The organism is Luteolibacter sp., assembly GCF_039920825.1.
Classification (GTDB): domain Bacteria; phylum Verrucomicrobiota; class Verrucomicrobiia; order Verrucomicrobiales; family Akkermansiaceae; genus Luteolibacter.
Window position 1 is genome coordinate 66,863 of record NZ_JBDSCX010000029.1, and the last position, 13,139, is coordinate 80,001.

Annotated in this window: 12 protein-coding genes; 4 read left to right on the top strand and 8 right to left on the bottom strand. The window is 58.5% G+C overall.

Annotated elements, in window-relative coordinates; all coding sequences use genetic code 11:
- Positions 1-185: 185 nt before the first annotated feature.
- Entirely contained in the window at positions 186-395 is a 210-nt protein-coding gene (locus ABIQ96_RS07705) for a hypothetical protein (protein ID WP_348213990.1), read from the bottom strand.
- A gap of 120 nt (positions 396-515) precedes the next feature.
- A complete protein-coding gene (locus ABIQ96_RS07710) occupies positions 516-2,645 on the bottom strand; it encodes an ATP-dependent DNA helicase RecQ (RefSeq protein ID WP_348213991.1) in 2,130 nt (709 codons plus the stop codon).
- Positions 2,646-2,762: 117 nt separating this feature from the next.
- On the opposite strand from ABIQ96_RS07710, the gene ABIQ96_RS07715 reads away from it, so the two are divergent.
- Positions 2,763-3,491 (top strand): N-acetylmuramoyl-L-alanine amidase, encoded by a 729-nt coding sequence (locus ABIQ96_RS07715; protein WP_348213992.1) that lies wholly within the window; start codon positions 2,763-2,765, stop codon positions 3,489-3,491.
- Positions 3,484-3,870, top strand: a complete 387-nt coding sequence (locus tag ABIQ96_RS07720; protein ID WP_348213993.1) for a YkgJ family cysteine cluster protein — start codon at positions 3,484-3,486, stop codon at positions 3,868-3,870. Before ABIQ96_RS07715 ends, ABIQ96_RS07720 begins: the two co-directional genes overlap by 8 nt.
- A gap of 73 nt (positions 3,871-3,943) precedes the next feature.
- Here the strand turns inward: ABIQ96_RS07720 and ABIQ96_RS07725 are convergent, their stop codons facing one another.
- Positions 3,944-5,788 (bottom strand): hypothetical protein, encoded by a 1,845-nt coding sequence (locus ABIQ96_RS07725; protein ID WP_348213994.1) that lies wholly within the window; start codon positions 5,786-5,788, stop codon positions 3,944-3,946.
- 167 nt (positions 5,789-5,955) lie between these two features.
- On the opposite strand from ABIQ96_RS07725, the gene trpE reads away from it, so the two are divergent.
- Positions 5,956-7,461, top strand: a complete 1,506-nt coding sequence (trpE, locus tag ABIQ96_RS07730) for an anthranilate synthase component I (protein ID WP_348213995.1) — start codon at positions 5,956-5,958, stop codon at positions 7,459-7,461.
- Between the two features lie 25 nt (positions 7,462-7,486).
- Complete coding sequence (locus ABIQ96_RS07735; RefSeq protein ID WP_348213996.1) at positions 7,487-8,050, top strand: aminodeoxychorismate/anthranilate synthase component II; 564 nt, start codon at positions 7,487-7,489, stop codon at positions 8,048-8,050.
- A gap of 42 nt (positions 8,051-8,092) precedes the next feature.
- On the opposite strand, the gene ABIQ96_RS07740 is transcribed toward ABIQ96_RS07735, so the two are convergent.
- The 5 genes from ABIQ96_RS07740 to ABIQ96_RS07760 all read right to left on the bottom strand — a co-directional run bounded on the left by ABIQ96_RS07740 (position 8,093) and on the right by ABIQ96_RS07760 (position 13,139).
- A complete protein-coding gene (locus ABIQ96_RS07740; protein ID WP_348213997.1) occupies positions 8,093-9,241 on the bottom strand; it encodes a Gfo/Idh/MocA family oxidoreductase in 1,149 nt (382 codons plus the stop codon).
- Positions 9,242-9,254: 13 nt separating this feature from the next.
- Positions 9,255-10,568 (bottom strand): hypothetical protein, encoded by a 1,314-nt coding sequence (locus ABIQ96_RS07745; protein ID WP_348213998.1) that lies wholly within the window; start codon positions 10,566-10,568, stop codon positions 9,255-9,257.
- A 144-nt stretch (positions 10,569-10,712) separates the two neighbouring features.
- On the bottom strand, positions 10,713-11,714 hold the full coding sequence (locus ABIQ96_RS07750; protein WP_348213999.1) for a TIM barrel protein: 1,002 nt from the start codon (positions 11,712-11,714) through the stop codon (positions 10,713-10,715).
- A 49-nt stretch (positions 11,715-11,763) separates the two neighbouring features.
- A complete protein-coding gene (locus tag ABIQ96_RS07755) occupies positions 11,764-11,961 on the bottom strand; it encodes a hypothetical protein (RefSeq protein ID WP_348214000.1) in 198 nt (65 codons plus the stop codon).
- 80 nt (positions 11,962-12,041) lie between these two features.
- Positions 12,042-13,139: a hypothetical protein gene (locus tag ABIQ96_RS07760; RefSeq protein ID WP_348214001.1), complete on the bottom strand. Its 1,098-nt coding sequence runs from the start codon at positions 13,137-13,139 to the stop codon at positions 12,042-12,044.

The window sequence follows — 13,139 nt, forward strand, 5'->3', positions numbered from 1 at the left end:
TAGGATTCCCGCACGGCAGGGGGACCTTTGGATTGAATGACGGGGGCGATCCGGTTTGCGACGGGTTGATTTCACAAGAATCCAGAGTGCCGGCGTGAATCCATGCCCATGCCCTTCAGGAACATGTTAGATAGCGTCGGCGGAGTGTGATGCCAGACAAGGAACGAAATGCGCGGATCATCCTATCAATCGCCTTCGCCAGCATCCTTCCTTCCCTTTTGATAGATCCAGTTGGCCACCATCCCGATGACTCCGCCGATGACAAAGAGGATGACAACTCCTCCCAGATCCAGGTGGGCACTGCCGCCGCAAATGAGAACCAGAACCGCTGCGACGACAAAGACTACAAAGCAGCCGACGCCACCCTTCACAAATGCTTTTCCTTGGTCTGCCATGAGGATGATCGGGTTTTGCGAACCAGTTCCCCGGTTCATCGCGAGTTGAACCGTTTTCGTCATTCCCAGCAAGCAATCTGTTGGGAATCCATCCGCAGCGACCGGTGATCGCCGCTGCGGTCACGCTTTCCGGAACTTCTTCCACTCCTGAATCGTTTCCAGAAACGGCTTGGCGTAGCGCTGGATCTTAGCGGCGCCGATGCCGGGGATGAGCAGCGCCTCGGCGTCGTTGACCGGTTGGTAACGGGCGAGGGCTTCGAGGGTTTTGTTGCCGAAAATGACGTAGGAGGGAACGTCCTCACGCTTGGCGAGTTTTTCCCGCAGATCGCGGAGCATCGAGTAGAGCTGAGGATCGTGGCCGTGGTCCTGGAGCGATTGAGTGATTTTCCCGGCTTCCGTTTCCGGCCAGACGAGCTGGAATTTCGCCTCTCCACGCATGACACGGTCGCCGAGCGGAGAAAGTGTCAGAAGGGGAAACTCGCCGGGAACGGTTTGCACCAGACCTGCTTCTGCTAGAGATCGCATCAGGGCGTTCAGATAGCCGGCACCCTTGTCCTTCAGAATGCCGTAAGTCGTGAGTTGGTCGAGTCGGGCGCTGATGATTTCCTGCGACCTGCTGCCCGCCAACATCTGGACGATGCGGCCGCGGCCGAACTTGCCTTCCCAGCCGTTAGCCGTGCGGCGGGACATGCGGGCGACGCCGCTGAGCGCCTTTTTAACGATGAGTTCTTCTTCGCCGGTGGGCGGACGGGATTCGCCGGAGCCTTCATCGCGGCAGACATCGCAGGTGCCGCAGACGCCGGCATCCTCCTCGCCGAAATACATGAGAATCCACTGTTGGCGGCAGACGCGCGAGTAACACATCTCGACCATCGCCTTGAGTTTCTCACGGTCGCGGCGGTCCTTTTCCTCGATGGCGGCCTCGTCGAGTGTCAGCGCGCGGGCGAGGATGTCCGGCTTGAGCAGGCGGGTGCCTTTCATCCGCTTTCTGGGAATGTCGAATCGCTCGATGTAGCCGCCGCGCGAGAGGATCGCCATCGCGCTGCCGACCGACATCGAGTTCTTCACGTCGGCGTTCTCGGCGATGTCTTCCAGCGTCCGATGGACTTCGTAATCCTTGTCGGCCTCGTTCAGCAGGTATTGATAGATCGAGCGCACGATGGCGGCGGTCGGGTTCGCGCCGTCGATGAAAAACTCCTGCGTGCGGGTGTCCGCGTAGTTGAAAAGCAGCTCGCAGACGGCGTTCTCGCCATCGCGCCCGGCGCGCCCCGCTTCCTGATAGTAGGCCTCGACGCTGCCGGGGATCTCGTAGTGGATGACGAATCTAACGTCGGAGCGGTCGATGCCCATGCCGAACGCGTTGGTGGCGACGGCAACATCCGCCTTGCGGGTGATGAAAATCTCCTGCGCGCGGGTGCGCTCCTGTTCACCCATGCCGCCGTGATAGGCCACGCATTTGATCCCCCAGCTTGCGAGCGTTTCGGAAACGGAATCCACCTTCTTGCGGGTGGCGCAGTAGATGATGCCGGTCTTGTGCGCGGCGATGACCGCCTTCATCCGCTCGTCCTTATGCTGCGCCTTGTCCACGGCGGAAATGTTCAGCGACAGATTGGGCCGGGAAAATCCGCTGACCCGTTCGAACGGTTCGCGCAGCGCGAGCACGGTGGAAATGTCATTCCTAACAATTGGCGTGGCGGTCGCGGTGAGCGCGACGCATTGCGGTCTGCCGATTTTCTCCAACGATTTCCCCAACCGCAGATAGTCCGGCCGGAAATCGTGCCCCCACTGGCTGAGGCAGTGCGCTTCATCCACGGCGAACAGCGAAATCTCGATGCCTGATAGAGCGTTGAGAAAGCTCTCCGCGCGGAACCGCTCGGGTGCGACGTAAACGAGTTTCCATTTTCCGGCACGCATGCCGTCGAGCCGTTCCTTCTGCTCCGGCCACGACAGCGTCGAGTTGATGACCGTCGCCGCGATGCCTCGGGCGACGAGGGCGTCCACCTGGTCTTTCATCAGCGCGATCAACGGTGAAATGACCAAGGTCACTCCGGGGAAACACAGCGCCGGAATCTGGAAACACAGCGATTTCCCACCGCCCGTCGGCATCACCACCAGTCCATCGCGGCCGGAGGTGATTTCCCGGATCACTTCCTCCTGGCCATCAAGGAATCCCGTAAATCCGAAATATCGCTCCAATGCCGCGTGGGGCGTCATGACGAGCGTTTTGGATCCGGAGCGGGCAGAGGACATGCGTGAGCGAATGAACAACACCCGGCGAGCCAAGGTCAACCCCGAGTGGCCACTGGTTAGGATCTGCCGAGGAAATTTAGGTTTCCGAACTAATTCGCACGTGGTAAAAAAACAGACGTGAAATCAATTTTTCGAATCATCCCCTCGGTGATTCTGGTTTTCGCCTCCCTCCAGTGCAGCCCGATCGGTCCGCCCGGAGGTGGTCGGGACCGGTATCAAACCTACCAACCGCAAGCCGCCAGCAAGCCGGAACTCGTCACCCTTTCCGGCAATGGCCGCATGTCCACGTCCGCCATGCTGCGTCAGGTGAACCTCAAAGTGGACATGGTGCGGAAGGGGACCTACGGGCGGCGCTCGGCGCGGTCGATGACGCCGCGCTACATCACGATTCATAGCACCCAGAACTACACGGCGGGCGCGGAGAAACATTCGGAGGCATTGAAACACGGCGCGCTGCGGACCGGCCAGCGGCCTGGCTACCTCATCTGGCATTTCACCGTGGAGGACCGGATCGCCATCCAACATATGCCTACATCGGAACAGGGCATCCATGCGGATTTCGACGGCCCGGGAAACCACATGTCGATCGGCATCGAAATGTGTGAGAACCGCGGCAACAACCGCTCCCGCACCATCGAGCACACCGCCATGCTCACCGCCGTGCTCATGAAGCGGAACAACATCCCGCTGGCAAACGTCGTCCCGCACTACCATTGGCCGCGCCGTGGCAAGCATCCACCTAACAAAGACTGCCCGCATTTTCTCATGGACAACGGCCGCCCCGGCTCGAAATGGCGTTGGTTCCAAAGCCGCGTGGACTACTACTATCGTCAGCTCAATGGTTAATTCGCCGAAAAACCACGGCAGTCCGGGAAACCGCGAGACCATCCTCCAGCCCGATGTCTACTACGTCTGTCAACGTTGCACCGCCTGCTGCAAATGGCCCGGCGATGTGCGGCTTGAAGACGAGGAAATCCCGCGGATCGCCGCGTTTCTCGATCTGGCCGAGCAGGACTTTCTCGACCAATTCACCCGCCTGCGGACGAATCGTCAGGGACTCTCGCTGATCGAGAAGGAAAATCACGAGTGTATCATGCTCGACGGCAACTCCTGCCGCATCCATCCCGTCAAACCCGACCAATGCGCCGGCTTCCCCAACAAATGGAACTTCCCCGGCTGGAGGCAGGTGTGCGAGGCGATCGCTGTTCCGATCGAGCAAGGGTAACCGCCGGTTGATTCCGAGGTATTCTTGAGATGCAAGAGAGACATTTAGCCCTACAACGGCGCGAACGAATTATCTATCGGGCGCGGGTTGTGCCTTGAAATGGTTGCGCGGGGAGCAGCGTTTTCACGCCGATGCCGCTAACTTTGAGCTCGAAAGAGGATTCGTCGGCATCGTTGGAGGAGATCCGGAAAGTCGCCTTCCGGATGCCTTTGGCTTTCGGCCAGAAAGTGATTTCCACCGGAAGCGATGCTCCGGGTGCGAGCGGTTCTTTGTAATCGGAGATATATTTGTAGTCCACAATGTGAAACTCCGACGCATGCGGGCCGCTCTTTCGGATTCCCGCCAAGTTCAGCGGGATATTGCCAGTGTTCCAGATCCGGAAAGTTTTCGTGAGCGAGCCTTTCCTGAAAACGGCTCGGCCCATGCTCACAGTGATATTATCTTCGACCGGTCTGCCTTTCGGGCTGACTACCGAAATTTCGGGTGTCAGGATCAACTGGCGCAGCTTCGGGATCGCAAACAGATATGCGGCTCCGGCTTTGTGGATCTGTTCATTGAAAGACGGATTCAGTCCCTTGCCACCGCCATCTTCCTCCGGTGCGCCGAGGACGATGCTGTCTCCGGAAATGGCGACCCCGGTTCCGAAGTAGTCGTAATCACCGGTGTTGGAGGCTTTCAGATAGGAGAGGAGGTTCCAGGCGTTGTTCTTTCTGCGGAACGCGTAGGCGGCACCCGCATAGTTCGCCTCCTCGTCGGAAACCGGGTTGAGGCCCTTGCCGCTGCCCCATTCATCCGGTGCACCCACGACGATGGTATTGTTGTAAATCGCCACGGAACTGCCGAATTGATGATGTCCTTTCTGATTGAACGCCCTCAAATGCGCGGTCGGTGACCACGTCGCCCCGGTTCGCTCGAACACATGGGCGGCTCCCGCTTGCGAGTATTGGTTGAACTCATTATTCTCGCCATCCTCGTTGGGAGCTCCGACCACGATGGTTTCACCCGAGATCGATACGGAGGCCCCGAAACCATCATCCGGTTCGGAAGTCACGGGTTTCAGATTCGCCTGCAGGTTCCAGCTCGTTTCCGATCTCACGAAGACATAGCCCCCTGATACCAAGGTGTCGCCCGAGATGGCCACCGAGCGTCCCATGCTCGTGTAATATCCCGAATTCACCGGGACGGCGGCTTTGAGACTGGCTTGCTGCACCCAGAAGTTGCTATCGTTTCGGGTGAATACGTAAGCCGCACCCGCTCCGAAGTCATCCACGTTGAAAGGCGGATTTTCGAGGAAACCGCTGCCATTCGCATATGGGGCTCCGATCACGATGTCATCGCCGGAGATTGCTACCGATGCTCCGAACTCGTCGTATTGATCGGCATTGGATGCGCGGAGGTAAGCCTGCTGGCTCCACACCGAACCGCTTCTTACGAAGACATAGGCGGCACCGTATGCCAGTTGGACGGCGGGATAGGGGCTGTCTCCGTCCTCGTCAGGCGCCCCCACCACCAGCGTGTTGCCGGAAATGGCGACACTGGATCCGAAACGATCACCGGGCCCCGCGTTCGAGGCCTTGAGGTAGGCTTGCTGAACCCAACTGTCGCCACTGCGGACATAGACATATGCGGCTCCCGATGAGTTTCCTCCGGCACCGCTTTCCCCCGGTGCTCCGATGACGAGAGTATCGTCCGAGATCGCCACGGATCCGCCGAAGTTGCTGAGTTCACTTGGGTTACCCGCTTTGAAATAGAGGATCGGCGGCGGAGTAATTCCAACAACTGCCGTGACCTCTCGGTGGACTGCTGAAATTTCTGTCGGAGAGGTGGTTTGCGACCATCCGCTTCCGGTGACGACTGTGAAGAAGATCAGGAGCAAACAAAAACGCCAGGGCAGATGAGGGTGAATCGGGAATTTCAAAGGGAATGAATGTTAGAGTTGCTGGCGATTGTTAGCCCCCATTGTCGCCGGTTTCAAGGGGGAACCGGCGGAAAATCGGATACGCCGCATTTCAAGATACCGGCTCTGGAATGAGTCAGTGCTCCGGGCTTGCCCTCTCGGATTTCCCGGCCATTCTTCCCCGCGTTGTGAGTTCCATACCGGTTGAACCATCGTTGGAAGTCTTCGTCGGGCTGGCGAAGCAGGGCAATGTCGTGCCTGTTTACACCCAGCTCGCCGCTGATTTCGAGACCCCGTTGTCCGCCTATTTGAAATTGCGGGATAATCGCCATTCGTTCCTCCTGGAGAGTGCGGAGAGTTCGGAAAAAGGCGGGCGTTGGTCGATCGTGGGCAGCGGACCGCGTTTGGTTTTCGAGGCGCGGGACAAGGAAATCACGATTCGCGAAGGTTCGAAGGTGCGCACATTCACCGCCGAGGACGATGTGCTGGCGGCGCTGGAGCGGGAGATGGCGGCCTACAAGCCGGTGACTCACGGGGCGCTGCCGCAGTTTTCCGGCGGGATGGTGGGGTATCTTTCGTATGACGCGGTGCGGCAGTTCGAGCCGACGCTAGGGCCCCCGCCTCCGGACGTTTTGGGCATTCCGGATGCGATGTTCATGCTGGCGGATACTTTGTTGGTTTTCGACCATCGTTTGCGTCGGCTTCAGGTGATCGCGAATGCGTTCATCGATGAGTTTCCCTCGATTGAGGAAGCATATGCGGCGGCGCGGGGACGAATCGCGGCGATCGTGGAAATTTTGAACCGGCCATTCCATGTGTCGGCGCTGAACGGGCTGATGAAAATCGAGCCGGCGGTGGCGCAGAGCAATACGACGCAGGAGGAATACGAGGCGATCGTTTTGGCAGGGAAAGAGTTCATCAAGGCGGGCGATATTTTCCAATTCGTGCCGAGCCAAAGGTTCGAGACGGATTTCGACCGGCCGCCGGTGGATCTCTATCGGGCGCTGCGGTTGGTGAATCCTTCGCCTTACATGTTCATCCTGGAGCTTGGGGATTTCGCATTGGTGGGCAGCTCGCCGGAAGTGCACGTGCGTTCGATCAAGGGACGCATCGACATTCGTCCGATCGCCGGAACGCGCCCACGCGGGAAGACTCCGGAAGAGGATGATGCTTTGGCGGAGGGTTTGATGAAGGACCCGAAGGAATGCGCGGAGCATCTCATGTTAGTGGATCTCGCGCGCAACGACGTGGGCCGTATTGCCAAACACGGTAAGGTGAGCGTGGATGATTTCATGATCGTCGAGCGCTACAGTCATGTGATGCACATCGTTTCCAATGTCTCAGGCGAGCTCGATCCTTCTCACAGTGCCTACGACGTGCTGCGTGCGACGTTTCCCGCAGGAACCGTCAGTGGCGCACCGAAGATCCGGGCGATGCAGATCATCAACTCGCTGGAGAAGAACAAGCGCTGCGCGTATGCCGGAGCGGTCGGGTATTTCGGCTTCGACGGCTCTCACGACTCCTGCATCACGCTGCGGACCTGTCTCCTCAAAAACGGCAAGGCCTACGTGCAAGCCGGCGCGGGAGTGGTTGCGGATTCCGATCCCACCTACGAATATGTGGAAACCGTCAACAAGGCGAAGGCGCTGCTGAGTGCCATCGCCCTAGCACGCACACTCGGTCCTGAAAACTGAACACTGAAAACCAGCAACTTTTCCGATGCTCCTCATTTTAGACAACTACGACTCCTTCACCTACAACCTCGTCCAATACTTCGGCGAGCTGGGGGCGGAGATGAAAATTTTCCGCAACGACGTACTGACAGTGGACGACGTGAAAGCGCTCAAGCCGGAACGCATTTGCATTTCACCGGGTCCGTGCACTCCGACGGAAGCGGGGATCTCCTGCGAGCTGATCGAAAAACTCGGCGCGACGACTCCGATCCTCGGTGTTTGCCTCGGGCATCAGTCCATCGGCCAAGTCTACGGTGGCGACGTGGTGCGTGCTGATAGACTGATGCACGGCAAGACCTCGCCAATCCATCATTCAGGCAAGAGTGTTTTTGCCGGAATGCCAGATCCCTTCGAGGCCACCCGCTACCATTCGTTGATCGTGAAACGGGAAACACTCCCCGATTGCTTGGAAATCACCGCGTGGACCGAGGAAGGTGAGATTATGGGACTTCAACACAAGGAGTATCCCGTCCACGGCGTCCAGTTCCACCCCGAGTCGATCCTCACGCAGGACGGCAAGCGGTTGCTGGAGAATTTTCTGAAGCTGTAAGCGGTTGTTCCGACAAAACGGAACAACCGCCTCAGTCGGATCTTATGCCTTTTTCACGTCCACCCATTGCTTGGTGCGGGCGGATTCCAAAACGGCGTCGCAGACGTACTGGGTGCCCAGCGCGTGGCGGAAATCCGGGTAGCGTTTTTCGGCGCTCGGATCATCGAGCGACTTGAAGAACTCGGCTAGCTCGTGAGTGAACGAATGCTCGTAGCCGAGGCAAAGACCGGGGACCCACCAATTTCCGGAATACGGATGGTCGCCGTCGGTGGCGTGGATGTCGGTCCAGCCGCGGCGGTCGCCGGGGACGCCGTGGTCGAAGTAAGAAAGGTAGTTCAGGTCGTGAAGATCCCACGCGAGGGACTTTTTCTCACCGTTGATCTCGAAGGTGTAGAGCGCCTTGTGGCCGCGGGCGTAGCGGGTTGATTCGAAGATGGCGAGCGAGCCGTTTTCAAAGCGGGCGAGGAAGGCGCAGGCATCGTCGATGGTGACGGCCTGCTTCTCACCCGTGGCGGTGTGGACACGCTCCTTGATGAAGGTCTCGGTCATAGCACTAACGGAAACGATGTCGCCATTGATCCAGCGGGCAGTGTCGATGCAATGGGCTAGCAAGTCGCCGGTCACTCCGGAACCTGCCGCCGCCGCATCGAGGCGCCAGAGACCGGCGCCACCCTGCGGGAGTTCTTCGGAAATGGTCCAGTCCTGGAGGAAATTCGCACGGTAGTGGAAGATGCGTCCGAGTTCGCCGGCATCGACGATGTTCTTCGCGAGCGTGACGGCGGGGAGGAAACGGTAGTTATACCAGACGAGGTTCGGCAGACCGGACTTCTCGACAGCCTCGACCATTTTCTCACCCTGTTCGCCATTAAGCGCGAGGGGCTTTTCGCAAAGAATCATCTTGCCGTTGGCGATACAGGCAAGGGCGATCTCGGCGTGGGAATCGTTAGGCGTGCAGATGTCGATGGCGTCGATATCCTCGCGTTTCACGAGTTCCCGCCAATCGGTTTCGTAGGAAGCATAGCCCCATTTTTCCGCGAACGCGGCGACCTTCTCCTTGTCGCGGCCGCAGACGGCCTGGCGGACGGGGTAGTGGTCGGTGTCGAAGAAATGAGAGAGTTGCGAATAAGCGTTCGAATGGGTGCGACCCATGAAGCCATAGCCGATGAGGCCGATGCGGATTGGTTTTTTCATGATATTGGATGAGTTATGAAGGAGAACAGGGTGTTTGAGAATGCGCGTGTTGGGGGAAGTCGAAGGTCAGGACGAGCGGTTCGGTGCCGATGTTTTCGATTTCCACGCTGCCGCGGTTCAAGGCAGCCTGGGTAATGAATCCGATCTCGGGATAGATTTCGCCAAGCTTCATGTCCTGATAATATTGCACTTGGAGCTTTCCCACCCGGCCGCGTCCGCGGTTGGTGTGGAACAACGTGGGGCTCTCCGGGTGAAAATGGGTCTTGGCGCCCGGCGCAAGGGTGAGGCGGAGAATGGAGGCCTTCTGATCGCCGAGAAAATCACCGTAAACAATCCACTTTGCGTCCACTCCCTCACCGGCAAATTCTTCGGCGGTGATGGCAGGGCGCGAATTCTTCGCCACGAAGTCCGGATCCTGATTCGCTTTGAAGTCGAAGGTATCCACCAGGTATTCCCAGTCTTCGTGCTTGTCCTTCGGATAGTCCTGTTCCCGGCAGGCGTAAAACGCATCGGCAGCTCCGATCCGTCCATCCAGAGTCAGGTCCTCGGCAAGGAAATGCTCGTCCATCGTCACATGCAACTCGTGGGTGCAGAGGTTCGTGGGCGAGTGAAGAACGCCATTCGGCATCACGAAGCCGTTATCCAGTTGCATCATTGTGTGCGGGGACAAGTGCCGCACTCCGTTGTAATCGCCTTGCCCCCAACTCTTCATGCAGGCGAGGAACTGGTCCTTCGTCACGAACGAATAAAGGCCCATAGCCGTGGTGTGATAATGCGACGGACTGACTCCAGGATTGTCGAAGGAATTGATGTCGTAAACTTCCCACTTCGCCCAGTGAAGATGGTGGGGAATGGGGTTCAGGTTGTCGAACTTCTTGGACACGATCGGCCAGGTGGCCTTGCCGAACAAGGATTTCGCAAAAGCGGTGACTTTCTCTCCCATAACAGCTTCCGGATTGGTCTCAATCAAATCCTGAAGTGAGATGACTTGCCCGCCGGGCGTGAGCACATGTGCTTCTCCTTCGCGAAAGGGGGCCTTTCCCGTGCGGGTATCGATGACGCCTGTCACGATGGGCACGGTGCAGCACATCCAGACTTCATCGAGACCGGTGCCTCCCATGTAGTCCGGGTAGTAGGATTTCTCATCCAGGCGAAGGCGCTTTCCAGGCGTGCAAAACGTGCGGCCGGCATAGCGGTGCAGAAGCTGCAGCACGCCGTTGTTCTGATTGAGGCAGTCATCGAGAATCGAAGCCGATCCTCCATCGATGACATCGTGTTGGGGATACTCGTGCAGTTTATCCGGGAGAATGGAAGGAGAAGCAGCCATGGCGATAGGATCCTGAAGTTTAGGTATTGGAGTGGGAAAAGTGGATGGTCACGACTCGCGGGGACTCGTTAATTCAAGTAACTGATAGATACGACCCGCCAACCCATAGGGCTGGGTGGCGGGTTGTGAAGGGGTGGGGCAGTCTCAAAGTGCTTCCTCGACTTCGACCATGGCCTTGAGGATGTGTTCCCAGGTTTCCGCTTTTTCGAGCACTTCGTTGGGGAACATGCAGCCATCCCAGCAGATGTGCTTGATGCCACGGGCGGCGGCGTCCTTGAGCCAGAAGGTGGAGCACTTGGCGATGTCGAGTTTGCCGTTGGGGTCGTTGGCTTGGCAATGGCGCCCGGTTTTGTCGTGGGAGCCGGTGCCGTGCACGGAGCCGTCGTTTTGGGCGACGTGGAAATCGATGGTCCAAGGGCGAAGGGCATCGGTCATCGTCTTGTAGGCGGCCCAGAATTCATCTTCGCTGTAGCCTTCCCTGAGCAGTGCGGCTTCGGGCGCGTTGTAGCCCATCAGATAGAGATAGGTGTGGGCGAGGTCGGCTTGGAAGCCGACGGTGTTCGGCATGCCGGTGGCTTCGAGCGTGTCGAGCATGGCCTTCCACGAATGCATCCCGCCCCAACAGATTTCACCTTCGGCGGCGAGACGTTCGCCATGTTGTTCGGCGACCTTTCCGGCTTCGCGGAAAGTCTCGGCGATTTTTTGGGTGTTGCCGGCGGGGTCCTTCGCCCAGTCGGTGACGGAGCTGGCGGAATCGATGCGGATCACGCCGTATTCGCGGACACCGTGTTCGTTGAAGATCTTTGCGATGCGGCAGGCTTTCTCGACGGCGAGCACGAATTTCGCGCGGGCCTCGGCATCACCCATGGCGGCATCTCCTACTGTGCCTGGCCAGATTGGCGCGACGAGAGAACCGACTTTCAGACCGTGACCGGCGATGAGATCGGCGATTTTCCGGATGTCGGATTCCGACGCATCCGGATCGGTGTGCGGGTGGAAGAGGAAATAGTCGATGCCATCGAACTTGCGACCGTTCACCTCGGCGGCGGCGGTGAGTTCGAGCATGTGTTCAAGGGAGATCGGAGGATGGTCGGTGCCGGCTTCCTTGCCGACAAGACCGGGCCACATGGCGTTGTGAAGTTTCATGACAGAAGTTGAGGGTTTATGGTTGAGGGTTGAGGGTTGAGAGCGAAGATTACGAATTCTTGGAAGCATCGATGGCAGGAGCGTTCGGATGCAGCTTGATCCGCAGACCGGGTTGCAGGAAAGAGCGGGGGACCCATGTAGGTGAAAGCCGGAGAAGCCCGCCGGTGTCCTCGAGATGGCCGTCGATGAGGGCTTTGAGATTCGTCGATGTGGAGGACAGGTCGTCAGTAGTTAGAGGGATGCTCATGGGATGCTCATGGGATATCGGGTCGGAAGAATACGGGAGTGATCGGTGGAAATTGCAGTGAAAATGCCGGTGTTGAACGGTCAGGCGACAAATCCCCATTCCAGCGGAACGATGATTTCAACGCCGGATTCCCCAGTGACGGCGACCGCTTTTCCGCCTTGGGGAACGATCTTGATGACCGCTCCGAAACCATCAGGCACCGCCGCCACCGCGTGGATGCTCCGCAACGTGACGGGCTGATCCTTTCGAAATTTACGGGTCGTCGCTACTCCCTGTTTCCCCAGTAAATCCAGCCGGGACTTGTCCACGCCGTCGCTGAAATGCGAGCAAACGTCCTCAATCCCCATCCGCCCGACGTGGCGGCCATTCCACGGTGGCGCGGTGCGCCCGGCATTGGAAATCCACAAAATGGTTCCCGGAAAATCCGCCGGATTCTTCAGGGAAAACCACACGTATCGGTCAAGCAAGGCCGCCGACCAGGCGAACGGCTGCTCGTCGGTGGCGGGCCCATATGCCATCATCACGAGGTCTTCGTTTCCGGCGCGATCGGGATAGCGTGTTAGGTCGGTGGTTCCTTCTGCGGCGAGTTTCACTTCACGCAAATCCGTGAAGACCGCTCCTTCCGCCAGCGCCTGGGTTTCTCCGGCGGACGGGTCCGAGAACTGACCGGGAAACACCGAGGCCCAGTGAAAGGCACTCGTGGTCACCCGTCCGGCGCGTTCAGCGAGTCCGGAAAAATCGATGATCGGATGATTTCCGTAACTGAAATCCCCATCCGCACCGGAGATTTCATATTCGAAATAAATCGCATGCTGGCCTTCCCGCGTGGCGATCGTTTTCACGACCGTGGCTCCCGTGTCCTCGGTCTCCATCCGGAATCGCAAGGAACGGCTATCAGAATCCACCCGCGTCCACTCACAGTTCGCCGTCTCGCCATGCGGAGGACCGTTCGTCTGGCCGCCGAAGGGGAAGCACAGGAAATCGCCGCGCAGGACCGAGAGCAGCGGCGGGATTTCCGGATATTCCGCGGGCACCCACGGTGCTAGCGAATACGGGGAAATGTCGCGACCAGTTAGATGAAAAAACACCGGTGACATTTGCCCGCCGCGCGCGGTGATATAGAGATCCATCTCGGGTGTGCCGAGATGGTAGGAAGGTTCGCCGTGGATCGTTTCCAT

What these genes read in the sequence shown, in the direction of transcription:
- ABIQ96_RS07735 (WP_348213996.1), top strand. Translation starts at nt 7,487, where the DNA reads ATGCTCCTCATTTTAGACAACTACGACTCCTTCACCTACAACCTCGTC.
- ABIQ96_RS07760 (WP_348214001.1), bottom strand. Translation starts at nt 13,139, where the DNA reads ATGGAAACGATCCACGGCGAACCTTCCTACCATCTCGGCACACCCGAG.
- ABIQ96_RS07750 (WP_348213999.1), bottom strand. Translation starts at nt 11,714, where the DNA reads ATGAAACTTCACAACGCCATGTGGCCCGGTCTTGTCGGCAAGGAAGCC.
- ABIQ96_RS07755 (WP_348214000.1), bottom strand. Translation starts at nt 11,961, where the DNA reads ATGAGCATCCCTCTAACTACTGACGACCTGTCCTCCACATCGACGAAT.
- ABIQ96_RS07710 (WP_348213991.1), bottom strand. Translation starts at nt 2,645, where the DNA reads ATGTCCTCTGCCCGCTCCGGATCCAAAACGCTCGTCATGACGCCCCAC.
- ABIQ96_RS07740 (WP_348213997.1), bottom strand. Translation starts at nt 9,241, where the DNA reads ATGAAAAAACCAATCCGCATCGGCCTCATCGGCTATGGCTTCATGGGT.
- ABIQ96_RS07720 (WP_348213993.1), top strand. Translation starts at nt 3,484, where the DNA reads ATGGTTAATTCGCCGAAAAACCACGGCAGTCCGGGAAACCGCGAGACC.
- ABIQ96_RS07745 (WP_348213998.1), bottom strand. Translation starts at nt 10,568, where the DNA reads ATGGCTGCTTCTCCTTCCATTCTCCCGGATAAACTGCACGAGTATCCC.
- ABIQ96_RS07705 (WP_348213990.1), bottom strand. Translation starts at nt 395, where the DNA reads ATGGCAGACCAAGGAAAAGCATTTGTGAAGGGTGGCGTCGGCTGCTTT.